This is a genomic window from Mycolicibacterium vulneris (assembly GCF_002104765.1).
In the GTDB taxonomy this organism is placed as follows: domain Bacteria; phylum Actinomycetota; class Actinomycetes; order Mycobacteriales; family Mycobacteriaceae; genus Mycobacterium; species Mycobacterium vulneris.
Window position 1 is genome coordinate 93,916 of record NZ_NCXM01000003.1, and the last position, 24,541, is coordinate 118,456.

23 protein-coding genes are annotated in these 24,541 nt (G+C 64.1%); 14 read left to right on the forward strand and 9 right to left on the reverse strand.

Translation table 11 applies throughout. The features are described from left to right. Positions 1 to 35: 35 nt before the first annotated feature. From B8W69_RS03765 to B8W69_RS03795, 7 genes are all read right to left on the reverse strand, one after another. Positions 36 to 1,415, reverse strand: a complete 1,380-nt coding sequence (locus tag B8W69_RS03765; RefSeq protein ID WP_439330582.1) for a virulence factor Mce family protein — start codon at positions 1,413 to 1,415, stop codon at positions 36 to 38. Continuing rightward, on the reverse strand, positions 1,412 to 2,740 hold the full coding sequence (locus B8W69_RS03770) for an MCE family protein (RefSeq protein WP_085288643.1): 1,329 nt from the start codon (positions 2,738 to 2,740) through the stop codon (positions 1,412 to 1,414). Before B8W69_RS03770 ends, B8W69_RS03765 begins: the two co-directional genes overlap by 4 nt. After that, positions 2,737 to 3,765 (reverse strand): MCE family protein, encoded by a 1,029-nt coding sequence (locus B8W69_RS03775; RefSeq protein WP_085288644.1) that lies wholly within the window; start codon positions 3,763 to 3,765, stop codon positions 2,737 to 2,739. Before B8W69_RS03775 ends, B8W69_RS03770 begins: the two co-directional genes overlap by 4 nt. A gap of 34 nt (positions 3,766 to 3,799) precedes the next feature. Further along, positions 3,800 to 5,164 (reverse strand): MCE family protein, encoded by a 1,365-nt coding sequence (locus tag B8W69_RS03780; protein WP_085288645.1) that lies wholly within the window; start codon positions 5,162 to 5,164, stop codon positions 3,800 to 3,802. 4 nt (positions 5,165 to 5,168) lie between these two features. Continuing rightward, positions 5,169 to 5,984, reverse strand: coding sequence for an ABC transporter permease (locus B8W69_RS03785; RefSeq protein ID WP_085288646.1), 816 nt, complete (start codon positions 5,982 to 5,984; stop codon positions 5,169 to 5,171). Between the two features lie 48 nt (positions 5,985 to 6,032). Then, positions 6,033 to 6,809: an MlaE family ABC transporter permease gene (locus tag B8W69_RS03790; RefSeq protein WP_085288647.1), complete on the reverse strand. Its 777-nt coding sequence runs from the start codon at positions 6,807 to 6,809 to the stop codon at positions 6,033 to 6,035. A gap of 735 nt (positions 6,810 to 7,544) precedes the next feature. Then, positions 7,545 to 9,224, reverse strand: a complete 1,680-nt coding sequence (locus B8W69_RS03795) for an AMP-binding protein (protein WP_085288648.1) — start codon at positions 9,222 to 9,224, stop codon at positions 7,545 to 7,547. An 85-nt stretch (positions 9,225 to 9,309) separates the two neighbouring features. On the opposite strand from B8W69_RS03795, the gene B8W69_RS03800 reads away from it, so the two are divergent. The 14 genes from B8W69_RS03800 (at position 9,310) to B8W69_RS03865 (ending at position 22,286) form a co-directional block, all read left to right on the forward strand. Beyond that, entirely contained in the window at positions 9,310 to 10,041 is a 732-nt protein-coding gene (locus B8W69_RS03800; protein ID WP_085288649.1) for a FadR/GntR family transcriptional regulator, read from the forward strand. 81 nt (positions 10,042 to 10,122) lie between these two features. Beyond that, complete coding sequence (locus B8W69_RS03805) at positions 10,123 to 11,307, forward strand: amidohydrolase family protein (RefSeq protein WP_245843094.1); 1,185 nt, start codon at positions 10,123 to 10,125, stop codon at positions 11,305 to 11,307. Continuing rightward, positions 11,213 to 12,289, forward strand: a complete 1,077-nt coding sequence (locus B8W69_RS03810; RefSeq protein WP_085288651.1) for a DODA-type extradiol aromatic ring-opening family dioxygenase — start codon at positions 11,213 to 11,215, stop codon at positions 12,287 to 12,289. The genes B8W69_RS03805 and B8W69_RS03810 overlap by 95 nt, the downstream gene beginning before the upstream one ends. Continuing rightward, positions 12,286 to 13,122 carry an alpha/beta fold hydrolase gene (locus B8W69_RS03815; protein WP_245843095.1) on the forward strand — a complete coding sequence of 279 codons (837 nt, stop codon included), beginning with the start codon at positions 12,286 to 12,288 and terminating at the stop codon, positions 13,120 to 13,122. The genes B8W69_RS03810 and B8W69_RS03815 overlap by 4 nt, the downstream gene beginning before the upstream one ends. After that, positions 13,119 to 14,429, forward strand: coding sequence for an aromatic ring-hydroxylating oxygenase subunit alpha (locus tag B8W69_RS03820; protein WP_085288652.1), 1,311 nt, complete (start codon positions 13,119 to 13,121; stop codon positions 14,427 to 14,429). The genes B8W69_RS03815 and B8W69_RS03820 overlap by 4 nt, the downstream gene beginning before the upstream one ends. Beyond that, entirely contained in the window at positions 14,426 to 14,917 is a 492-nt protein-coding gene (locus B8W69_RS03825) for an aromatic-ring-hydroxylating dioxygenase subunit beta (RefSeq protein WP_085288653.1), read from the forward strand. The genes B8W69_RS03820 and B8W69_RS03825 overlap by 4 nt, the downstream gene beginning before the upstream one ends. Further along, the gene (locus B8W69_RS03830; protein ID WP_085288654.1) at positions 14,914 to 15,678 is read left to right on the forward strand and encodes an SDR family NAD(P)-dependent oxidoreductase; all 765 of its coding nucleotides are present in this window, start codon (positions 14,914 to 14,916) and stop codon (positions 15,676 to 15,678) included. Before B8W69_RS03825 ends, B8W69_RS03830 begins: the two co-directional genes overlap by 4 nt. A gap of 32 nt (positions 15,679 to 15,710) precedes the next feature. Then, positions 15,711 to 16,508 (forward strand): 2-keto-4-pentenoate hydratase, encoded by a 798-nt coding sequence (locus B8W69_RS03835; protein ID WP_085288655.1) that lies wholly within the window; start codon positions 15,711 to 15,713, stop codon positions 16,506 to 16,508. Further along, complete coding sequence (locus B8W69_RS03840) at positions 16,505 to 17,446, forward strand: acetaldehyde dehydrogenase (acetylating) (protein WP_085288656.1); 942 nt, start codon at positions 16,505 to 16,507, stop codon at positions 17,444 to 17,446. Before B8W69_RS03835 ends, B8W69_RS03840 begins: the two co-directional genes overlap by 4 nt. Continuing rightward, entirely contained in the window at positions 17,443 to 18,456 is a 1,014-nt protein-coding gene (gene dmpG, locus B8W69_RS03845; protein ID WP_085288657.1) for a 4-hydroxy-2-oxovalerate aldolase, read from the forward strand. Before B8W69_RS03840 ends, dmpG begins: the two co-directional genes overlap by 4 nt. Before the next feature lie 331 nt (positions 18,457 to 18,787). Continuing rightward, positions 18,788 to 19,600 (forward strand): alpha/beta hydrolase, encoded by an 813-nt coding sequence (locus tag B8W69_RS03850; RefSeq protein WP_245843096.1) that lies wholly within the window; start codon positions 18,788 to 18,790, stop codon positions 19,598 to 19,600. Next, positions 19,597 to 20,394, forward strand: coding sequence for an SDR family NAD(P)-dependent oxidoreductase (locus B8W69_RS03855; protein WP_085288658.1), 798 nt, complete (start codon positions 19,597 to 19,599; stop codon positions 20,392 to 20,394). The genes B8W69_RS03850 and B8W69_RS03855 overlap by 4 nt, the downstream gene beginning before the upstream one ends. A gap of 70 nt (positions 20,395 to 20,464) precedes the next feature. Continuing rightward, positions 20,465 to 21,502: an enoyl-CoA hydratase/isomerase family protein gene (locus B8W69_RS03860; protein ID WP_085288659.1), complete on the forward strand. Its 1,038-nt coding sequence runs from the start codon at positions 20,465 to 20,467 to the stop codon at positions 21,500 to 21,502. 10 nt (positions 21,503 to 21,512) lie between these two features. Then, positions 21,513 to 22,286: an enoyl-CoA hydratase gene (locus tag B8W69_RS03865; RefSeq protein WP_085288660.1), complete on the forward strand. Its 774-nt coding sequence runs from the start codon at positions 21,513 to 21,515 to the stop codon at positions 22,284 to 22,286. A gap of 258 nt (positions 22,287 to 22,544) precedes the next feature. Here B8W69_RS03865 and B8W69_RS03870 read toward each other — a convergent pair whose 3' ends face one another. Both B8W69_RS03870 and B8W69_RS03875 read right to left on the reverse strand, forming a co-directional pair. After that, entirely contained in the window at positions 22,545 to 23,447 is a 903-nt protein-coding gene (locus B8W69_RS03870) for a 1,4-dihydroxy-2-naphthoyl-CoA synthase (RefSeq protein ID WP_085288661.1), read from the reverse strand. Then, positions 23,444 to 24,532, reverse strand: a complete 1,089-nt coding sequence (locus B8W69_RS03875; RefSeq protein WP_085288662.1) for a helix-turn-helix transcriptional regulator — start codon at positions 24,530 to 24,532, stop codon at positions 23,444 to 23,446. The genes B8W69_RS03870 and B8W69_RS03875 overlap by 4 nt, the downstream gene beginning before the upstream one ends. Positions 24,533 to 24,541: the final 9 nt, after the last annotated feature.

Consider the following 24,541-nt stretch of genomic DNA (forward strand, 5'->3'; position numbering starts at 1 on the left):
AAAGCTCACCACGATGCGGCCCCAACGGTTACGCCTCATGAGCCGGCTCCGGGAGGCACCATCATGCCGGACAAGCCAGCCGCTGGGTTGGTGGGGACCGTCGGGCTCGACTGGGGCGGCGCTTCGGCGGGCAAGGGCGGCGACCCTGAGGGCGCGGCCGAACCCGCCGCCGGGGGCGGCGCGGTTGTGGGAGCAGCAGCCGGCGGAACGTAGTCAGGTCGCATCCAGTTCTCGCTGTAGGTGACCTCATTGGGCCTGGCCTGCGCGCCGACAAACAAGTCTTCGCCGATCGGCGGGAAGTTGTACTGGCGGGTCTTCATGATCGGCGCCAGGTACTGCACGCACAGCTTCGACGCCTGCTCGGCACCCAATCGGGAGGCCGCCTGGATGGCGCCGCAGAAGAACTGCAGCGGGTTGGCGAAGTTGTTGATCTGCAGCGCGCCGGTCAACGCGCCGTTGGCGGGTTCGTAAATGTTGTACAGGTTCACCAGCGGCGTCGGAGCGATGTGCAGGGTCTGCTTGATGTCGTCGAGACTGCCGACCACTGCGGTGCTGATCGACGTCAATTTGTCCGAAGCGGTGCCGACGGCCTCCCGGTTGTCCGCGATGAAGCTTTGGACGTCACCGACGACTGCGTTGAGGTCCTCGACGGCCCTGCTGACCTTGTTCGGATCGTCGGCCAGCAGCGACGATGCACTGGCCAAGTTGTTGTTCAACTGGCTGAGTAGTCCGCTGCTATCGCGCAGCGCCGTAACCAAGACCGACAGGTTCTTCACGGTGCCGAAGATGTCCTTGCTGTGGTCACCGAGCGCCGACACCGCCTGCGACAACTTGATGACGGTGTCGCGGATGTTGGCTCCCTGTCCGCGTAGGTTGTCGGCCCCACTGTTGATCAGTTCACCCAGGGTGCTTACCCCACCTGGTTTGGTGGGCTGCAGCATGTCGGTGAGGCGCTCGAGCTGCGCACGCACTTCGTCCCACTCGACCGGCACCGCCGTGCGGTCCTGCGGAATGGTTGCACCGCTACCCATGGTGGGGCCATGCGTGTAGGGCGGCGTGAGCTGGATGGCCCGGCCGGTCACCAGTTGAGGCGACAAAATCGCGGCCTTGGCGTCTGCAGGAACCTTGTAGTGCCGGTCGAACCAGAACGTGATCTTGGAACGCAGCGGCTGCGGCTCGATCTTTTCGACCTTGCCCACCGGGACCCCGCGGATACGGACGTCGTCGCCCGGGAAAACGCCGCTGCTGTTGTCGAAATAGGCGACCACCGTGACGCGTGCATTCTGGTCGGAGGCGCGCATGGCAGCGAACACTCCTGCAGCCAGCACCACCGAAAGGGTGGTTGCCAACGCCAGACGAGCGTGACGGACCGCCGCCGCGGCCGACTGGCGCAGGTAAGACAGCCACTCCGTCACGGTTGACCTCCCGGCTGGTTTGGTGGCCCCACGTCGACGTTGATCGGCGGGGATGTCGGAGCGGGAATGGGGACAGCGGGGCCGCCGGGTGGCGGTCCGCCAGGCGGCGGGGCCGGCGGCGGCTGCCGGTAGGGGTAGCAGCCAGGGCCCGGCAATGCCGCGCCAGGCGGACCGCACGGGTGGTCGGCAGGGTTGCCGGTGATCGCGTCCGGGATCGACGTGCGAGGCGGGCCACCCTGGCCGGTCCGGGGGTAGGGCACCGGTAGCGGCGGGGTTCCGGCCTGGCCGGTTTGCGGGTCGGTGATCTGCGACGGCAGCAGGGTCGCGGGGTCCAGCCCCAGGTCGGAGAACGCCGAACTGATGAATGGTTGCAGGAATTGACCCGGTAACACGTTGGCCACGTAGGCGTTGAAGAACGGCCCCGAGGCCAGGGACTCGCCCAGCGACATAGCGTAGGTGTTCAGCCCCTTGATGGCCTGCTGGATGCGCTCCTTGCGGTTGTCGACGATGGTCAGCACTCCATTGAGCTTGTCCAGCGCGGGCTGCAGTTGCTGACGGTTCTCGCTGATCAGCCCCTTTAATTGCCGTGACACCGCGGAGATGTTGACGGTGATTTGGTCCAGGGCGGAGCTTTGCGTGCGTAGCTGCGCCAGCAGCGCGTTGGTGTCGCGCACCAAACCGACGACTTGGTCGGTGCGCTTGGCCAGCACTCCGGTGGCCTTGGCCGCGTTGTCGAGCAGGCTGCGCAGCTGCGCGTCGCGGCTGTCGAGGGTTTGCGCGAACCGGGCAACGCCTTGGACCGCGTTCTTGAGGTCCGGCGGGGTGTCGGCAAAGGTGCGCGCCAGGGTGGCTAATGAGTCGGACAGCAGGTGCGTGTCGAGCCCGCTGATGGTGGTGGTCAAATCGCCCAGGGCGTCGGGCAATTGATAGGGCGACGTTGTCCGTTCGATCGGGATCGGACCGGCCAGTTGGCCGCCGCCGCGTGGTGTGACCTCAAGAATTTTGGCGCCGAGGAGGCTTTTGGCCTTGATCGCCGCTTCGGTCAGCTCACCGAGGTGAATGTTGCTGGCGATGTTGAACTGGACCAGCACGCCGGACTCTTGTAGGGCGATGCTGGATACTTTCCCCACCGGATAGCCCGAGACCTCCACGCCTGCTCCGCCGAACAGGCCACCGGCATCGGCGAAGTACGCCGAAAATTCCTTGCCCTGTTTTAAAAACGGCAGCTCCTGCCATTGCAGCGCGCCCATCACCAGCCCGGCTGTCACCACGATGCCGATGGCGCCCACAATCAACGGGTTGCGTTGCGAGAGTGGTTTCCTCATTTCGGGGTGCACCGCCCCGTCGGCTGCCCGGCCACTTTCACAAATACCGGCTCGCCGCCCTTGCCGTTCAGCTTCAAGACGACGTCGCAGAAATAGAAGCTGAAGAAGTCGCCGTACATTGCCTGACGGTTGAGCGCCCGGTACTTGTCGGGCAGCACGTTGAGCAAGTTGTCGACGCTGTCGTGATCGGCCATCACGGTTCCTGCGACGCGGTCGGTTTCGTGCACCACTTTCTGAAGCGGCTCGCGGGCGTGGGCAAGCAAATCGGCGATGCTGCCGGTGGCCGCGTTGGTGTAGGCCACCGCGTTGGTGATGTCGGTTTTGCGTTCCGCCAGGCCGTGGATCAGTCCCGACAACGACATGACGGCTTTGTCGAGCTGGTTGCTTTGGCCGCCCAGCGATCCCAGCACGACGTTGAGGTTGTCGACGACCTGACCGATCAGCAGATCGCGGTCGGCCAGCGTGTTGGTTGCCGCCGCTGCCTCGTCCAGAAAGGTGCCGATCGTGGCTCCCTCGCCCTGCAGGGCTGACATCAGCTGGCCGCTTAGCGCGTTGACCTGCTGCGGCTTCAGCGTCCGAAACAATGGCCGCAAGCCGCCCATCACCGACTCGAGGTCCAGGGCCGGTTGGGTGCGGGCCAGTGGGATGGTCTGGCCGGGGCGAAGGACTTTCGGGCTGCCGGCCCCCTCCTCCAGTCCGAGGTAGCGGCCACCGATCAGGTCGTCGTAGCGGATGACCGCGCGGGTGCCTTCGGTCAGCACGGCCGATGGCGCGGCGGTGAAATCGACCCGGACGGTCGCGTCCTCGTTGACAGCGATGTCGCTGACCTTGCCGACCTCGACGCCGGCGATTCGGACCAGATTGCCCTTCTTAAGCCCTGAGACGTTGGCGAACTCAGCGGTGTAGGTCTGGCCGCCGCCGAACCGGAACTGCGCGAAGACGGTCAGCAGCACGAACGCCACCAGACCGCAGATCGTCATGAAGATGCTGAGGCGTACGACAACGCCTCTCAGGTTGTCCTTCACAGCATCTCCTCCTCGTCACGCGGATTGTTGGCGCTCACGGCGGTGTCCCTGGCCCCGGCGGCGCGGGACTCAGTGGTGCCGGCGGTATCCCCGGCCACAGCGGAACCCCACCCGGCCCGTAGAGCGGTGCCCCGTAGGGCGCCGGCCCGGGCGGCCCCGGCGCGGGACCTGGTATGCACTGGCGGATGCTGACCGGCTGCGGAATGCCTCGGGTGACGGGCAGGTAGTCAACCCAGCAGGGATGCCCGAGGCCCGGGTTCGGTCTGATATCAACCCCGGTCCCCCACCCGGTGTTGGTGATCATCTGTCGCACCGGGAAGTTCTTCGTGGGATCAGGTAACGACCCGCATCCTGGCTTGCCGCCTGGTCCTCCCTTGGCCGCGACAACGGGCAGATTGTCGGGGTAGATGTAGGGGTCGTTACCCAGCTGCAAGGTCGCGTCGAGCACAGTTGAGCGACCATCGCCGCCCCAGACTTGCTCACCGCCGTGGTCGAGGAACCACGCTGCGCCCTGCACGAAGCAGGTGTACTCGGGGTTGTACTGCAGCAGCAGGTTTGTCGTGGGTTCCAGGTTGTTGACCGACGTGATGAAGCTGTTTCGCGTGGGGCCGAGCAGGTTGGTTCCGGCCTTGGACAGCCCAACCACGTCGAGCAGCAAGCTGTCCAGCGCTTTCTGGTGACTCACGACTGTGGCGCTGGTGGTGGTCGCGGCATCCAGAATCGCTGTGATGTCCTGCGCTGCAGCGTCATAGGCCTTGTTGAAGTCGGTCAGTGAGCGCCAATCGCGGTCGAGGGTACGGCTGCGGGCGTTGACCGCCTGGAGCACCTCGTTCAGATCGGTGGTGGCCTCGCCGATGCGCTGGCCTCGTCCGCGCACCCCGTCGGCCACCGCGGTCAAAACCGCGTTGAGCTTTTGCGGATCGACCATCTTGAGCAGATCGACGACGTTTTCGAAGACGGTATTCACCTCGCTAGTCACGTTGCTCGAATGCAGAACAGCGCCGGCGGCCAGACGTTTAGGGCTCGGATGCTCGGGTGGAATCAGGTCGACGAACTTGGCGCCGAAAACCGTTGTGACGGCGATCTTTGCCTCTACGTTCGCCGGGATGTATCGCACCTGATCGGAGTCGATGTCCAGCTTGAGACCGGCGCCGCCGTTTCGGCTGTCGATTTGGGTAACGTGCCCTACTTGCACGCCGCGCAGCATGACCTTGGCGTCGGTTTCCATCACCAGCCCAGAGCGATCTGCCGTCAACGTGACCGGCACAGAGGAGCGGAAGGTGCCCTGAAAGGAAGCCCACGCGACAAACAGGACGGTGCCGATCAACGTCAGAAGGCCGACCGTCCACCACCCCGCGTGCACGCGGTGCTCTCCATACCTGATCTTCCCGGATTTCATGCCGTTAGCTCGCCAAATGGAAGTTGCCGGTCTTGCCGTAGATCGCGAACGTCATGACGACGATCAGGATTGATCCGGCGACCATCGAGGCGCGCACGGCGCGGCCCACGGCTTCGCCCACTCCGGCCGGCCCGCCGCTGGCGGTGTAGCCGTAGTAGGTGCAGACCAGCATGATCATCAACGCCGCTGCTTCGGCTTCAAACACCGACCACAGCAGGTCTGTCGTACTGAGGTAGGTGTTGAAGTAGTGGTCGTAGACGCCCGAACCCTGCCCGTAGATGGCGACCGTGAGGTTGCGTGCGGCGAAGAACGCCGTCATCAGGCCCACACAGAACAGCGGCAGTGCCACGACCATCCCGGCCACGACTCGGGTGCTCGCGAGGTAGCTCACGCTGCGGATGCCGACCACCTCGAGCGCGTCGATTTCCTCGTTGATCCGCATTGCGCCTAGTTGAGCTGTGCTGGCGGCTCCGATGGTGGCCGCCAGCGCGACCATGACGGTTCCCTGCTGAATCTCGCGGGGGTTGAAAAATGCCGACGCGAACCCGGTGAGGGCTTCCACGCCGACGGATTCAAACTGGTTGTAGCCCTGCACCGCCACGATGGCGCCAGTGGTCATCGTCAAGAAGCCCAGGATCACGACCGTTCCGCCGATGACCGCAAGAGCTCCGCTTCCCATCCCCATTTGCGCGATCAGCCGTAGCAACTCGGAGCGGTAGCGCAGGACGGCATCAGGAATCCCCATCAGAGTGGTCACATAGAAACGCGTCTGCGACCCAATCCGGTTCCACTCGCGTGCAAAGCCTTTCGGCATTGCCATAAGTCGCGGGTGAAGCTTGCTCGGCGTACTTAGAACCACGATTTCACCTCACGTAACGATGAACGAGATAGTCACGGCGGTGACGACGATGTTGGTCAGGAACAACACGATGAAGGCGAACACCACGGTTTCGTTCACCGCGTTGCCAACGCCGGCCGGCCCACCGCCAACAGAGACGCCCTTGTAACAGGCGATCAGTCCTGCCGCGAGCCCGAAGAGCGTCGCCTTGATCATCGAGATGACGACATCGGCCATGTGGGTCAGGGTGGTCAGGCCTGTTACCCATGCGCCAGCCGAGACGTGCATGAGAAACACCGAACAGAAGAACGCGGCGACTAGTCCGGCCGCGATGACCACCGAGCTCAGCGCCAGCGACACCGTCGTCGACGCAAGGACACGCGGCACGACGAGTGCCTGGATTGGATTGATCCCCATGACGCGCTGTGCGTCGAGCTCCTCGCGAATCGTCCGTGCACCCAGATCGGCGCACATGGCGGTGGACGCCGCGCCGGCAATCACCAACACCGTCACGATCGGCGCGCTCTGGTCGACGGTGAAAATCGCGCAACCTGTGCCGGAAAAATCTGCAGCGCCCATGTCGGCGAGCAAGACGTTGAACAGGAATCCCGAAATTACCGCCCACGGGATCGACATCAACACCCCGGGCACGGTCGACACCCGCGCCACAAACCAGCACTGGAGTAGGTATTCGCGCCACGCGAAGGGGGGCTTGACCATCGCCGCGAACGTCTCGGCCGTCATGGAGAAGAAGTCGCCCAATCCGCGAATCGGCTTGGTGAGCGGATGGGACGCCAAGGTCACCATGTGTGCCCCCACCGAATGGTCGTCAATGGGCCGCAACGGGAAGCGGTTGTCGCCGCGTCGAACTGTTGCTGCACGGATCGATGCGCAGCCGGTGGTCGGCGCGTGGCCGCGGCGCGTCGGCGGTACTGTTTTCGCGCTACACCTGGATCGAGCAGGCAGACCGGCACGCAGCCCGTTGGGGCCGTCCGAACCTTTATCTGCGTATCATCGGGTTCCGCCTGCGGCATGACGGGAACGCTATCGACGGTGTGCGCACTTCGACTGCTCCACCACGAGGGATTATCGGTCTCCCATCAGAGTCACTTTCTGTTCGGAGATCCGCCGAGCTAGACGTTGCTGTTCATGCGTCAAATTAGGAAGCAGTCAGCTGATATGCCGTAGCGGTTGTGAGTTTGTACCGCGCAAACCACGGAATGCTCGGTGGCGCCGCGTTTCGCCTGAACTGCGCTTCGCCCGGTCGGCCCCGGCCGACAGGTCCGCGTTGCATTCTGCACTTTCCCGCTAATAGCCTGTTCAATGTCAGCGCTGTAGCGTGAAGTAGTACGCCCTATCTGCGTTAAGCCCCGGACGCCACTCGCGGCAGCGGTGCGGATTGGCAACGGCCCAGACGCCGACCCGCGACGCTCAGCCCATCCCGGTATTTCAACAGCGATCGGGCAGCGTGGGGAGTTTCCAGCTTCTGTCAGGTCGCAGTCGCAGGCGTCAATTTCCGGTCTGCGGGGTGATCTGCGGCGGTCAGCGGGCGCGGTATTCCTGCCTCGCATCCGAGGACTCAGTGTCGTTCTCCCGAGCCCGCAGGTCTTTTCGTCGAATTTTGCCGGAGGTGGTTTTCGGCAACTCGATGAATTCAATCCGCTGAATACGTTGATAGGGCGCAAGCTTTCGGTGCGCGTGGACGAAGATCTCGTTAGCGGTGGCCTTATCTGGCGCCCAGCCGGCCGCCAGGCTGATGTAAGCCTTGGGCACCGCCAGCCGGATCGGGTCAGGAGCTGGGACCACCGCCGCCTCGGCCACTGCCGGATGTTCGAGGAGCACACTTTCCAATTCGAATGGCGAGATCTTATAGTCGGATGACTTGAAGACATCGTCGGTGCGCCCGACGTAGGTAAAGTACCCGTCGGTGTCGCGAATAGCTACGTCGCCGGTGTGGTAGTAACCATCGCCAGAGTTCACGCCATTGCTACCCTCGTCGCCCAGGTAGCCGGCCATCAGGTTCACGGGCCGGGGATGAAGTCGCAAACAAATCTCACCCTCACTGGCGGGCTGGCCTGTCAGCGGGTCAACAAGCTCGATATCAACGCCGGGCAGCGGGCGGCCCATCGAGCCAGGCTTCACCAGAGATCCCGGAGTATTGCCGATCAGTGCCGTCGTCTCGGTCTGCCCGAACCCGTCGCGAACGGTCAGTCCCCAGTGTTTGTGAACGTGCGCGATGACCTCAGCGTTCAGGGGTTCTCCAGCGCTGAGCAACTCTCTGAGCATCGCCGGCTTGGTACCCAGTGTGGCCTGAATGAGCATCCGCCACACCGTCGGCGGAGCACACAGCGACGAGACATCAGCCTGTCGCAGCATCGTCAGGAATCGCGATGCGTCGAACCGCGCGTATTTATAGACCAACACCGTGGACTCGGCGATCCACGGCGCGAACAGGGAACTCCACGCGTGCTTGGCCCAGCCCGAGGCGCTGATGTTGAGGTGTACGTCGCCGGGACGCAGTCCAAGAAGATACATCGTCGACATGTGCCCGATGGAGTACGACTGGTGGGTGTGCTCGACGAGCTTTGGCTGGCTGGTGGTGCCAGAGGTGAAGTAGATCAACATCGGATCCTTCGCGCGTGTGGCGGTCGCCAGCGCCGAGCGCGGGCCGGCAGCGTCAGCGAGCCCGTAGGTTCGCCACGCGGCAGGGGCATCGCCGATCGCGATCCGTCCGAAATCTCCTGGGATGGCGGCGAATTTGACAACCTGATCGGCAGAGGTGATGACATGACGCACCGCGCCGCGAGTCACCCGATCGGCGACGTCGTCGGGTCCCAACGCGGTCGTGGTCGGCAGGATCACGGCGCCCAGTTTCATGAGCGCCAGCATCGAATCCCAGAGCTCGACCTGATTGCCCAGCATCACCATCACACGGTCGCCCGCCATAACGCCGCCAGCGGCCAGCGAGGTGGCGAGCCGATCAGAGCGTGAGGCCATCTCGGCGTACGAGTAGAAATCATCTGAGCCGTCCTCGCCGATGATGCGCAGCGCACACCGCGGATTGCCTACGGCGAGCGGGTCGAACCAGTCCAGTGCCCAATTGAACCGTTCTCCGAGGGCCGGCCACCGAAAGGCTGCGGCGGCGCGGTCATAGTCATCGCGGTGTTGGACCAAGATGTCGCGGGCGGCGCGGTAGGCTGCTCGGCCAGCTGTCGGGTCCATCGGGCGGGGCTCCTCACGTCGGTTCATCTGGGAAACTTGCGGTGACGGCACCGAGACCGGGCCGCGGCGATTCGAAGGAGGGCGCGTGGAACGTCGCGATCCCGCGTTGCGGTCATCTCGGGCTGAACGCGTCGCGGCCGATCTGGAACACGAGATCCTCAGTGCGCGGCTTCCGGTCGGGTCCCACCTGGGGCGCCGCTCGGAAATCATGGACCGCTTCGGCATCAGCCCGACGGTCATGAACGAGGCGCTGCGCATCTTGCGTGATCGCGATCTGGTGCATGTTCGGCCCGGACCAGGCGGCGGAATCACCGTAGCGAGCGCACCCGCGCAAGTGCGGCTGGGAGCGCTTGACCTCTGGTTTCAGACGTCGACCCCTCATCCGTTGGACCTGTTCGAAGCCCGGTTGTATCTCGAGTTCGGCATGACCAAGGCTGCGTTTGAACGCGCGACGGGCGACGACGTCGCTGCCATGAGATCGGCCATGGTCACGATGCGCGCCAGCGCACACGCTGCTGAATTTTTCGACTCCGTTCTGGCGTTTCACCGCGTCGTCGCCGCCGCCGCCCACATCCCCGTCCTGGAAGGGATGCACCAGCTCGTCGTGACCAGCATCAAGGCGGTGCTCAGTCGCGTGGTGTTCATCCCGGATTACGAACCGATGCTCGCCCGGAGTCTGGACGTTCACGACGACATCGTGGCCGCGATTGCGCTGCACGATCAGGTGTCGTTCGTGGAGGCGATCAATCGCCATGATCAGGACCTGATCCGCGCCGACGACCCGGATCGCACTCCTCACACACCGCAGCACCCGTGAGCTGACCCCACCGGTCACCGCCGTGCTCGGCCCCGGGCCCGATCCTGCTTGCATGCCTGCTACATCTACCACCGCCGCGGTGTGATCCACAACATTGTGCATATATATCTTGAATTGTGTATGCATGTTCATTATTCTCGGAGAAACCGACCATCACAACGTTGTGCGGAGCCAATCATCAACGCCGAGCTAACCGTTCCTGCCGGCCTCGTCGATGTCCACACCCACGCCATCGACGCTGACCTGCCCGATCTGGGGCGTCGCTATCCGCATGACCACTGGCCCAGCCTCGAGCGTGACAGCGAGACCGAAGCAGAGCTGCTGTTCGGTGGGGTTCCATATCGGCGCATCGATCACCGGTGCTGGTCACCGCACGCTCGAATCATCGACATGGACCGGGACGGCGTTGCGCTGCAGGTACTTTCACCCATTCCGGTCACGTTCTGCTATCCCGCTTCGCCAGCCGGAACCGCTGAACTCGCGGCCGCACAAAACGAGTTCTTCGCCAAAGTCACCACCGAGCATCCGAACCGCTTCGCCGCGCTAGGCGCCGTCGCCCTACAGGACCCCGACCGAGCCGTTGACGAACTGCGCCGCTGCATGGGCCAGCGCGGGTTTCTCGGTGTCGAGATCGGAACTCGGGTCGGAGACACCGAGCTCGGCGACCCGAGCCTGGACCGCTTTTTCGGGGTCGCGCACGAACTCGGCGCCATGGTCTTCGTCCACCCCTCAGACCAGGACCTACCCCAGCGTGTCATTGACACGGGCGTGGGCTTTGGTGTCGGGATGCCGACCGAAACAGCACTGGCCGCAGCAGCGTTGATCGCCAGCGGCGCGCTCACACGCCGGCCCGACGTGCGCATCTGCCTGGCGCATGGCGGAGGCGCACTGCCAGCCATTATCGGGCGACTCGACAAAGGAGCGACACTGACCGGCGCGTCTGCCGACTCATCTATGCTTCCGAGTCGGCAGGCCCGCCAATTGTGGTGTGACTCACTGACTTACAGCACCGACGCACTGCATGTAGCGGTCGGCGTCTTCGGCCACGACCACATCGTCTTCGGATCAGACTACCCGTTTCCCGCGATGCCGCAGCCCGTCGACGACATCGTCAACACCCTGCATGCCGATCTGCATCAGCGGATCTGCCGCACCAATTTAGAGGAGCACTATGGCGCACTTCTTGGGCCTGGGCCTGACCCACTATCCGCTACTAGCCGGCACCGACGAGCACATGGCCGACCTGCTGCGATGGACGCTCACTGACCCCGACATCCCCGCCCCAGCCAAGGATCCCGCGACATGGCCCGCCTCGATGCAAGCCGAATGGGGTAGCGACGGCGGCCTCGCCGCAGCAGCGCATCATCGAAAGCTTCTGGTGGAGAACCTTGCTCGCTGCCGCGACGCCCTCGACGACTTTGCGCCGGACATCGTGGTTGTGTGGGGCGACGACCAATACGAGAACTTTCGCGAAGAGGTCGTCCCCCCGTTTTGCGTCCTCGCCTATGGCGATGTCGATGTCAACCCCTTCGAACTGATGACACGCCGCGGCAGCCCGAACGCATGGAGCCTGCCCGACGACACCACCATCACCCTGCACGGCGACGCCGAGGGGGCCCGCCGACTCGCCGACGACCTCATCAGCAGCGGATTCGACATCGCCTACTCCTACCGCAAGCGCAGCGAAGCACCTTTCCCACACGCGATCCTGAACACCCAACTGTTCCTGGACTACCCCAACGCCGGATCCCGCTTCGACTATCGGCTGATACCCATCACGGTCAACTGCTATGGGCAGCACGCGATCGCACGTCAGGGAGGCCTGGCGCGGTTCGCCGAGATCGCCGACGAACAACTCGATCCGTCCGGGCCGACACCGGCGCGCTGTTTCGAGCTGGGCCGGGCCGTGGCACAAGCTTTCCGCAGCACCGATTTACGGGTCGCGCTGGTGGCCTCATCGAGCTGGTCGCATGCATTTCTGACCGACAAGACCTGGCACATCACACCTGACACCGACGCCGACCTGCGGCTCTATCAGCTGTTCGTCGACCGGAACTACTCCACCTGGAAAGCCACTCCGAGCCACGACATCGTCGCCTCTGGACAACACGAGATGCTCAACTGGTTTTGCTTGACCGGAGCGGTCGACGAGCTCGGCCTCGACCTTGTGTGGTCGGAGTTCGTCACAACCGATGTCTTCAACTCGAACAAGTGTTTTGCAGTGTTCACCGAAGGAGGCGCGCAGTGACATCGACCGTCCCAGGCATTGGGTTCGAAACGAAGACCATCGAGGCTGGTGGCATCCAAACCAGTTACCTTGAGGCCGGTTCGGGTGACACCGTGGTCATGCTGCATGGGTCCGGACCCGGAGTCTCGGCGCAGGCCAATTGGCAGCTCAATATCCCGTCGCTGGCCCAGCACTTCCGTGTCGTTGCCCCCGATATCGTCGGCTTTGGCGCAACCGAGCGGCCCGAGGACGTCGTCTACTCGCTGCGCTGCTGGACCGACCATGTTTGGGCATTTCTGGACGCTCTCGACATCGAAACGGTTAGGGTCGTGGGCAATTCGTTGGGCGGTCGGATCGCGCTGCAGATGGCCGCCGACCACCCAGACCGAATCACCAAGATGGTGCTGATGGGCGCACCCGGCGTCGGGATGACACCCACCGAGGGACTGGCGGCTCTGCGCGCCTACGAGCCTTCACACCGGGCCATGAGCGATCTGCTGCGCAACTACTTCGCCGTGAATCCATCGCTGATCACCGACGAACTCGTGGAGATCCGTTACCAGGCGAGCATTGCCGACGGCGCCTACGAGGCGTATCGCGCCATGTTCTTCGACCCGCGACACGCCGGATCAGCGCTGGGAATCACCGAAAGCGAGGTGCGCGCCATCACCACACCGACGCTGCTCGTTCATGGCCGCGAAGACAAAGTGGTCCCCGTGCAGGTCTCCATGACGATGCTGGGACTGCTGCCCCACGCCGACCTGCACGTGTTTAGCGCCTGCGGACATTGGACTCAGATCGAGCGAGCCAACGAATTCTCCGCGGTGGTCACCGATTACCTGGGCCGCTCATGAGCACCGGTACCGAGACCCGGCGCCCGGTAGAGACCGAGGCTCCCGCATACCGGCCGATCGTCGACGACGACCCGACTGCCCAGCGGTTCCGAGTACATCGGTCGGCGATGACCTCGCCGACCATCCACCAGGCCGAGGTCGAGCGCATCTTCGCCAAGTCGTGGTTGTACGTCGGACACGAGTCCGAAATCCCCGAACCGGGCGACTTTGTACGCCGACCCGTGGGCGGCCGGCCGATCTTCATGGTACGAGGGGCAAAGACTGGAAACGTCAACGTCTTCCACAACACCTGCACACATCGTGGAGCACTCGTCTGTCGGCAGGACTCGGGCAACGCCAAAGTATTTCAATGCTTCTACCACGCGTGGACGTTCAACTCCGAAGGCCAGCTCAAAGGAGTGCCTGATCGCGACGCCTACGCCGGCGGTGTGAACTTCGACGAGTTGGGGCTCAAGCGGGTGACCCGCGTCGAGTCCTACCGCGGCTTCGTCTTCGCCAGCTTCGACCCCGGCATCCAAGACCTACCAAGCTATCTGGCCGGCGCCAAAGACTACATCGATCTCGTCGTCGACGGCTGCGGCGGATCGGTCGAAATGGTCCGAGGCACAAACCAATACAGCTTTTCAGCCAACTGGAAGCTGCTGATTGAGAATAGCCTCGACGGCTATCACGCCGAGTCCACCCACGACACCTACTTCAAGTACCTGGTGTCGCTCGGCACGGATCTACGCGGCGGCGTCAATGGTCGCGAAGTCGATCTGGGCAACGGTCACGCCGTGATCGAGTACAGCTCTCCGTGGGGGCGCCCGGTCGCCAAGTGGGAGCCGCTATTCGGCGAGGAAGCACGCACCGAGATCGACCGGCTGCGCGCCGATTTGATCGCCCGCCACGGCGAGGAGCGCGCGCACGCCATGTCCGAGGTAAACCGCAACCTGCTGATCTACCCCAACCTGGTTATCAACGACATCATGGCTGTGACCGTGCGGACCCTGTATCCGTCGGCTCCTGACGCCGTCGACGTCACCGCCTGGGCGCTCGCTCCGGTCAACGAGCCTGCTCCCCTTCGTCATCGCCGATTGGACAGCTTCCTGACCTTCCTGGGGCCCGGAGGTTTTGCCACTCCCGACGACCTGGAGGCGCTGGAATCCTGCCAGCACGGATACGCCAGCGGCGGCGTGGAATGGAACGACATCTCTCGCGGCATGGGACGTGTCCCGATGGCCAACGACGAGGAACAGATGCGCGCGTTCTGGCGGCGCTGGCAGCACCAGATGGGCGCCGCGGCGAACTTGGGAGGTGACCAGTGACTGCCGCGACCGTCCCGGTGTCGCGTCAACAGATCGAGGACTTCCTCTACACGGAAGCCGCGTTGCTCGACGCCTGGACGCTCGACGAATGGTTGCAACTGTTCGACGAGGACGCCAAATACGAGGTGCCCTCCAACGACGCACTCGACGGAGATCCCACGCGCGATCTGATGCTGATCGACGACAACCTCACGCGGTTAACAGCCCGAGTCGAGCGACTCAACAGCCGACGCGCCCACCGCGAGTACCCGCACTCGCGCACCAATCACCAAGTTTTCAACGTGCGCGTCGACGGATCGGCCGAGGACATCTCGGTCACCGCGTCGTTCACGGTCTGGCGATTCCGAGCCCGCCGATCCAGCTGCTATGTGGGCCACTACCGCTACCTGCTGCGACCAGCCGGTGACACCTTCCGCATCAAGACCAAGCGCGCAGAGCTCGCCATGACCGACCTACGCGACGTCGCCGACGTGGCGATCATCCTATGAGCCTTCCGCTGTGGGGCCGGACCGTCGTCGTCACCGGCGCGGCGTCCGGTATCGGCTTAGGCATCACGACGCGCCTCATCGCTGATGGCGCAGTCGTTTTCGCGGCAAGCCGCAGCAAGGAAGACCTCGACCACGTGTACGCCAACGCGGCGATAGTCGACGGTTTCGTGGGCGAGCTGGACGATCCCGGTGTGGCCGACGATCTGATCGCTACGGCCGTTGACGCGCTTGGCGGCGTCGATGTGCTGGTCAACAATGCCGGCGGCGGGACTATTCGCCCGACCCTCGAACACACCGAAGAGACTCTGCGAGCCACCATCGACAACAACCTTTGGACGACGATCTACAGTGTGCGAGCGGTTCTGCCGCACATGGTTTCTCGCCACCACGGGCGCATCATCAACATCGGCGCCGATTCGGTGCGGACCGGCCTGCTGGACCACGCGATGTACAACGCCGCTAAGGGCGGCGTGCACGCGATGGTCACCGGCCTGGCACGTGAGTTCGCTGGATCCGGAATCACGGCAAACACTGTGGCGCCCTGTTACGTACGCACACCAGAATTGGCCTCACTGCTCGAATCTGGCCAGGCGCCGCCGCGCCTGGGGCGGGTCGTCCAGGAAGGTACTGCCATCATCCCGATAGGTCGTCCCGGCAGTCCGGACGAGGTCGCATCGGCGGTTGCCTTTCTCGCCGGCGAGGACAGCCGCTTCATCACAGGGCAAACGATCTACATCAACGGCGGCAGCAGCATGGGCTGATACGCCCTCTCCAACCGAAGGACTCAACTCCGATGACCCTCACCACCGCTGATATTCGTGTGGCTGCGGACCGCCTGATCGCTGCCGCCGCCGCACTCCAGCAATGCGACCCGGTACGCGACATCTTAGGCGCAGCAGATGTACCGGCCGCGTACGCGGTGCAGCGCTTGCTCACCGAGGATTCGCTGCGACGCGGACGCCACATCGTTGGTCACAAGATCGGCCTGACCTCTCCGGCGGTGCAGCAACAATTAGGCGTTAACCAACCGGATTCCGGTGTGCTCTTCGCCGACATGCAGTTCTCGTCAGGTGCGGTCGTCGCCTGGGACGTGCTGCTACAACCCAAGGTCGAAGCAGAGATTGCCTTCATCCTCACCGAAGACCTCGACGGCGACTTGTCCGACTCGCAAATCAGGGCCGCCGCGGGCATCGCTTTACCGGCCATCGAGATCGTCGACTCGCGGGTGCAAGACTGGTCGATCAGCATCGTCGACACCATTGCTGACAACGGTTCGTCCGGGCTGTTCGTGTTGGGCTCTGAAGCGAAGGTATCTACCGACCTCGACTTCGTCTCGCGCACGATGCGACTCACTCAGGATGGTGTTGTGGTCTCCAGCGGCCGGGGCTCGGACTGCTTGGGCAGCCCGCTCAACGCGTTGCGCTGGCTGGCTCGCACCGCCCAGGACAACGGCTCGCCGCTGCGCGCCGGCCACATCGTGCTCTCTGGCGCCCTGGGACCCATGGTTCCCGTGCGACCGGGAAGCAGCTACACCGCCGAAATCGACGGAATCGGCGCCGTCGAAGTATCTTTCGAGGAGGCAGCATCATGACGCGCATCAAGGTCGCCGTCATCGGTTCGGGCAACATCGGCACCGATCTGACCATCAAAGTCTTGCGGCTGTCTCAGCACCTGGAGGTGGCTGCGATGGTCGGCATTGATCCGGCGTCCGACGGGTTGCGGCGTGCACAGCGCCTTGGCATACCGACGACAGCGCACGGTGTGCAAGGCCTGATCGGCATGCCCGAGTTCGATGACATCGCTGTTGTTTTCGATGCCACCTCAGCAACCGCACACCGCGACAACGTCCGTCTTCTAGCCCCCCACAACAAGACGCTGGTCGATCTCACTCCCGCGGCAATAGGTCCATTCGTCGTGCCGACGGTCAACCTGGATCAGCACCTCGACAGCCCGAACGTCAACATGGTGACCTGCGGCGGGCAGGCCACCATCCCCATCGTCGCTGCGGTCGCCGCGACAACGCCGGTGCTCTACGCCGAGATCGTGGCCTCCATCGCGTCGAAGTCCGCGGGCCCGGGGACCCGGGCCAACATCGACGAGTTCACCGAGACCACCGCACGCGCGCTCGAGGTTGTCGGCAAAGCCCGCCGGGCGAAAGCCATCATCGTGCTGAACCCCGCCGATCCACCCCTGATCATGCGCGATACCGTGCACTGCCTAGTCGGCGAAAGCGACCTCGGCAGCCTCGAACAACACGTCACCGCAATGGTGGATGCCGTCGCGACCTATGTGCCTGGCTACCGCTTGAAACAACAGGTGCAGTTCCGCCGTGTTGAAACCAACGACCCTGCAGCCGAATTGGTAGATCCCACCCACGGCCGCCCAAGCTGGCAAGTGTCGGTCTACTTGGAAGTCGAAGGCGCCGCTCATTACCTACCCGCGTATGCCGGAAATCTTGACATTATGACCTCAGCCGCGCTGCGTGTCGGTGAAAGCCTCAGCGCGCGAGCCAAAGACCGAGTCGCATGACAACAACGCTCTACATACAAGACGTCACGCTGCGCGATGGCATGCACGCCATCCGTCATAGGCTGGCGACCGAGCAGCTGCGCCACATCGCCGCTGCCGTCGACGCGGCCGGCGTTGCGGCCATCGAGGTGGCTCACGGCGACGGTCTGGCGGGTTCTAGCCTCACCTACGGACCGGGCAGCTGCACTGACGGGCAATGGATCGCCGCCGCGGCCGAGGTCATCACGAGAGCGCGCTTAACGACACTCCTGCTGCCGGGCATCGGCACCGTCCACGATCTCGTGGCCGCCCACGACCTCGGTGTCACCTCTGTGCGCATCGCCACCCACGCCACCGAAGCCGACATCGCCCAACAGCACATCGCCAAAGCACGCGACCTAGGTATGGACGCCTCCGGCTTTCTGATGATGTCGCACATGGCGGCACCCGATTGCCTTGCGCAGCAGGCGAAGCTGATGCAGGACGCCGGTGCGCACTGCGTATATGTCACTGATTCTGGTGGACGCCTGACGATGCGAGACGTGCGAGACCGAGTGCGCGCCTACCGCGACCTGCTGGACTCGACCACGGAGATAGGTATCCACGCCCACGAAAATCTCTCGCTTTCGGTCGCCAACTCTGTTATCGCGGTCGAAGAAGGCGTCTCTCGCGTCGACGCGTCGCTCTGCGGGCACGGCGCCGGGGCCGGCAATTGCCCCATCGAGGCGTTTATCGCCGTCGCCGATATATACGGTTGGCAGCACGGATGCGATCTGTTCGCCCTGCAAGACGCCGCCGAAAATCTGGTCCGCCCGATCCAGGACCGGCCCGTCCGAGTCGACCGTGAAACACTGACACTGGGCTACGCCGGTGTGTACTCGAGCTTTCTACGCCACGCTGAACGCGCCGCGCGGGACCACGATCTCGACGTACGCGACATCCTCATCGAGGTCGGCCGGCGCGGGCTGGTCGGCGGCCAGGAAGACATGATCGAGGACGTCGCGTTGAACCTGGTCGGCGTCGCGGATTAGCCGGAGCTACCCCTACGCGGCGCCACGGAAGATCGCCCGCACGGCCCGACTCCACATTCATATGACCCGACTCCACCATATGACCCGACTCCACCTGGATATTAAAGCCGGACGTCCGTCGACATGGGGGTAACTTTGATGGCCTTGTCAACTGACCTTGACCATAGGTCTGACCATTACTATATTACTGCTGTGTTGTTCCGAGACCTTTCGTCGTGCACAAGCGACCACGCATGAACGAGATGTCGTGACGGCACGACCGATATCGAGCTTTCGGTGCGGGGAAGGTCAGCAGCTTCTCGGCTATCACTGGGCTGCTACTAGGACACACGTGGACGGCGCGGGGGTCGTCGTGCTGGTGCATGGCATGGGTGAGCACATTCGCCGCTACGAGCACGTTGCTCAGGCGCTCACCGACGAGGGTTTTGCCGTGTATGGATATGACCATCGTGGGCACGGCGGTTCGATTGACGGCAGCCGTGAACCCGGCCATCTCGGCACTAATGGGTGGTCGGCACTCGTCGACGATCTAACAGCGGTGATCGATCACGCGCGATCATCACACCCTCGAGAGCCGGTCTGCATAGTTGCCCATAGCATGGGCTCCTTTGCCGTCCAACAATTCCTGTTAGACCATGGCTCCGACGTTGACGCGGTAGCTCTGACGGGAACTGCCGCTCTGGACCTTCTGGAGCCGGCGTTGGATTTGTCCAGCGATCTGGACCTGTCCGCATTCAACGCTCTGTTCCAACCGGCGCGTACCGACTTCGATTGGCTTTCTCGCGATGAGGCCGCCGTCGACGCCTACGTTACTGACCCATTGTGCGGGTTCGGGATTGATGCTGCCTCGCTCAAAGACATGTTCGCCGGTGCCCGCCGGCTCGCCGACCCCGGTCAGTTAGCGCGCATACCGAGCGACCTACCGGTATACGTGGCAGTCGGTTCCAAAGATCCCGTCAACGCCGAGCTCACCCTGCTATGGGCATTGGTGGATCGGTATCGCTCTGCAGGACTCTGTGATGTTTGCGTTCGCGTCTACGACGACGCACGCCATGAGATTCTCAACGAGGTCAACCGGGCCGATGTCATAGCCGACCTTATTCAGTGGCTACGCCGCGCATCGGCCGGAAGGACGAATGCATGACCGATACCAAAACCGCTCTGCCGGCGCCCAAAGACCTCGCCGAGTCGAGTGCTCTGATCGTTGGCGGCACTGCCGGCATCGGGTTGGCTTCGGCCCGCGCACTGGCCGAAGCCGGCGTGCCACGGATCGCGGTCGTTGGGCGCAACGCCGAGCGCGGCCAGCTGGCGGCGAAATCGATCGCCGAACTAGGTGCAACGGCGCACTACATCGCAGGTGACGCAACCGATTCCAACGACGCAGCGGCCGTCACGGCACAAGCCGATCAGCTCCTGTCCGGTATCGATATCTTGATGTGCAGCACCGCCGCCGACGTGCGACCTGAGTTGTTCATCAACATTCCAGCGACTGATATAAGTCGGATGCTTACCGAACTTGCGCTGCCCTGCATGCATATGGCCGCCGCGGTCCTGCCAGGCATGCGTACTCGCCGAGGCGGCGTGATCGTGAACGTCGCGTCGGACGCGGCCAAGACGGCCACACCGGGTGAAACGATCATCGGTGCGGCAAAGGCCGGCATCGTGATGTTCACCCGGACGATCGCCATCGAGGAAAAACGATACGGCATCCGCGCCAACGCACTCACGCCGTCATTGGTCCACGGCACCGCCTCGACGGAGCGCATCACAGCCGACGGATTCAGCGGCAAACTCTTCGCACGCGCTGCACAACAAGCCCAACTCGGCGTGCCGAAAGCCGACGATCTCGCTGCATTGACGGTGTTCCTGTGCAGCCCGGCGGCCGCTCGGTTGACTGGACAAGCGATCAGCGTCAACGGCGGCATCTCAGCGGCGTAGCGCTCTTCCGCGCGACAACGCGGGGGCGAAGGCGCGCCCGGCCTACGCCATCAACAGGAAGCGATTCAGCGTGACGGATGAATCCGACGAGGTTGTGAGCCGCGTCGACAACGGTGTCGGCTTTGTGACCCTCAATCGCCCGAAGGCGATCAACTCGCTGAATCAGACCATGATCGACCAGCTCAGCGCCGTCCTCGCGGCGTGGGAGCAGGACGCCACGGTCGGCGCGGTGGTGCTGTCCGGGACCGGGGAGCGCGGGCTGTGCGCGGGCGGCGACGTGGTGGCGATCTACCAGAGCGCACGCGCCGACGGCGTCGAGGCGAAACGGTTCTGGCACGACGAGTACCTCCTGAACGCCAAGATCGGTCGCTTCCCCAAGCCGTACGTGTCGCTGATGGACGGCATCGTCATGGGCGGTGGGGTCGGGGTGGGCGCACACGCCAACACCCGGGTGGTGACCGACACGTCGAAGGTGGCGATGCCCGAAGTCGGTATCGGCTTCATCCCCGACGTCGGTAGCGCCTATCTGCTGTCGCGGGCGCCGGGAGCGTTGGGCCTGCACGCCGCGCTCACCGGTGCGCCGTTCTCCGGCGCCGACGCGATCGCGCTGGGTTTCGCCGACCACTACGTACCGCACGACAAGCTGGACGCGCTACGCCAGGCGATCGCCGCCGACGGCGTCGCACAGGCCATCGCCACCCATGCCATCGAGCCACCGGCCAGTACCATTGCTGCACAACGGGATTGGATCGACGAGTGTTATACCGGCGACACCGTCGCCGACATCGTCGCCAATCTGCGGAAACACGGCGCGGGGCCCGCCAATGACGCCGCTGACCTGATCGCGACCCGCTCCCCCATCGCGCTGTCGGTGACGCTGGAGGCCGTGCGCCGCGCCGGCAAGCTAGACACGCTGGAAGACGTTCTGGCCCAAGACTATCGGGTGTCGTCGGCGTCGCTGCGCTCGCACGATCTGGTGGAGGGCATCCGCGCTCAGCTGGTCGACAAAGACCGCAACCCGAAGTGGTCGCCGGCATCGCTGTCCGCGGTGACCGCGGCTGACATCGAGGCGTACTTCGCACCCGTCGACGACGAACTGACGTTCTAAAGGAGAGCACATGAGTTACGAAACCATCCTGGTCGAGCGCGAGGCGCGGGTCGGCATCATCACGCTGAACCGGCCGAAGGCGCTCAACGCGCTCAACAGCCAGGTGATGCACGAAGTCACCACCGCAGCAGCAGAATTGGACAGTGACGCCGGCATCGGCGCGATCATCGTCACCGGTTCGGCGAAGGCGTTCGCCGCAGGCGCCGACATCAAGGAGATGTCCAGCCTGGCCTTCGCCGACGCGTTCGACGCCGACTTCTTCGCGCCGTGGGGCAAGCTGGCTGCGGTGCGCACGCCGACGATCGCGGCGGTGGCCGGGCATGCGCTGGGCGGTGGCTGCGAACTCGCGATGATGTGCGACCTGCTGATCGCCGCCGACACAGCCAAATTCGGCCAACCGGAGATCAAGCTCGGCGTGTTGCCGGGCATGGGCGGTTCGCAGCGGCTGACCCGGGCCATCGGCAAGGCCAAGGCGATGGACCTGATCCTGACCGGCCGCACCATCGACGTCGAAGAGGCCGAGCGCAGCGGTTTGGTGTCGCGGGTGGTGCCCGCCGACGACTTGCTGACCGAGGCCAAGGCCGTCGCGACCACCATTTCGCAGATGTCGCGCTCAGCGTCCCGGATGGCCAAGGAGGCGGTCAACCGCGCCTTCGAATCCACATTGGCCGAAGGTCTGCTGTACGAACGTCGGCTGTTCCATTCGACTTTCGCGACAGCTGATCAGTCCGAGGGGATGGCCGCGTTCGTCGAGAAACGGGCACCGAACTTCACTCACCGCTAGTCGCGCGGCGACCGAGCCCGACCAGTTGACCGAGGCCACCCCGGGGCAGCTCAGAAAGCTTACCTAGGCGTGCCGACCTCCGATGACATCACCGCATTGACGGTCCTCTTGTCCAGCCCGGCAGCAGCGGCGCGGTTGACGGGTGGGCGATCAGCGTCAAAGGCGGCGTCTCTCAACATAGAACCGGCACCAGCAGAGAGAGAGCGTCACACGAAACCGCAACGCGGTCTGATGTTTTGGCCTCTCTACGCCAGCCAGTCAGAAGTAGCGGGGGAACCGGCCGTAGTCGGGGTCGCGCTTCTCCAGGAAGGCGTCGCGGCCCTCGACGGCTTCGTCGGTCATGTAGGCCAGCCGGGTGGCCTCGCCGGCGAACAGCTGCTGGCCGACCAGGCCGTCGTCGAGCAGGTTGAACGCGTACTTCAGCATCCGTTGCGCCTGCGGCGATTTCGCGTTGATCTCGGCCGCCCACTCGATGGCCTCGGTCTCCAGCTCGGCATGATCGACGACGGCGTTGACCGCGCCCATCTGGTGCATCTGCTCGGCGGTGTAGGCGCGGCCGAGGAAGAAGATCTCGCGGGCGAACTTCTGGCCCACCTGCCGGGCGAGGTAGGCGCTGCCGTAGCCGCCGTCGAAGCTGCCGACGTCGGCGTCGGTCTGCTTGAAGCGGGCGTGCTCTTTGCTGGCCAGGGTCAGATCGCACGTGGCGTGCAGGCTGTGCCCGCCGCCGGCTGCCCACCCGTTGACCAGGCAGATGACCACCTTGGGCATGAACCGGATCAGCCGCTGGACCTCCAGGATGTGCAGCCGTCCGGCGCGCGCGGCGTCGACGGTGTCGGCGGTTTCGCCCGAGGCGTACTGGTAGCCGCTGCGCCCGCGGATGCGCTGATCGCCGCCCGAGCAAAACGCCCAGCCACCGTCTTTGGGCGAGGGCCCGTTGCCGGTCAGCAGCACGACCCCGACGTCGGGGGACATCCGGGCGTGGTCGAGCACCCGGTAGAGCTCGTCGACGGTGTGCGGGCGAAACGCATTGCGCACCTCGGGCCGGTTGAACGCCACCCGCACGGTCGCGTCGTCGACGTGGCGGTGGTAGGTGATGTCGGTCAGCTCGCCGAACCCGTCGACGGGCTTCCAGGATTCAGCGTGAAAAGGGTTGTCGTTCACGGCTGCCGGCTGCGTCGCCGAGACGCCGTTCGGGCCTCGTCTAGGTAGAGGGCGATCGCCTCTGACCGGTTGATGGCGCCGATTTTGCGCAGGATCCGCTTAACGTGCGTCTTGACCGTTTCGACCGTGATGACAAGTTCCTCGGCGATCTCTGCGTTGGAGGCTCCCAGGACCAACCTCTCGAACACTTGGCGTTCACGTTCCGACAGCGTCTCGGCCAATGCGGAATCGGCTGCCATGGTCGGGGGCTCCACTCGAGTGTCGTCTTCGACATCAAAGCTGATGGCAGCCGCGGCGATGCGGTCAGCTTCCTCGGTCAGCCACGCCGCCGCGCGGGCAATCGACGTTCGCTGTTGGTGGACTCGTTCGTTATTGAGCATCCTCTCGTGGAGCAGCGAATACGCCGAGGCGAACGCATCGAGCACGTCGGAATCACCCGTGGAAACGCCGCCATCGGTGCGGCGGCCGACGTGAAGGAGTGCAACCACCCGCGATTTCGCGATGACGGGGGCGACGAGGTATTGCACCGAGCCGAGCAGCTCCCCGTAGCCGGGTGAGGCGGGCATGTCGACCTCATCGGTCCGGACGGTGTCACGCAGGCGAATACAGGCACGCTCGGGTGCACATTCGCGACGGGGGATCACCGTGGGGCCGCCCAGGCCGTGGTCGGATTCCTCGACGACGAATCCGTCGTCTTCGACGAACGACAGCAACGCACTATCGAAACCGAGCACATCACACAGTTCGGTACAGGCTTGGCGGCCAAGGCCTTGCAGCGATCCGGCCTTCTTCATGCGACGGACGCCAGCAGTCAATAACCGCACCACTTCGACGTGCTCACCTGCTCTCAGCTGGCGCGCCTCGACCTGCGCCTGAAGAAAGTCCGTAAGGAGGCTCTCCCCGATCGCTGCTGCGGTGTCGTCGCCGACGCCGCGTTGGCGGGTCAACAGCTGCTCGGTGGTGGCGGCCGACATCGCGATGACCTCGTCGAGCGTGATCGCATCGCTTGATCGGGAGATGCCGAAGGCGTCACATAGCTGTCGATCGAGTTCGTTGAGTCTAGCGACCATGGCGAAGGTGTTCATCGTGATATC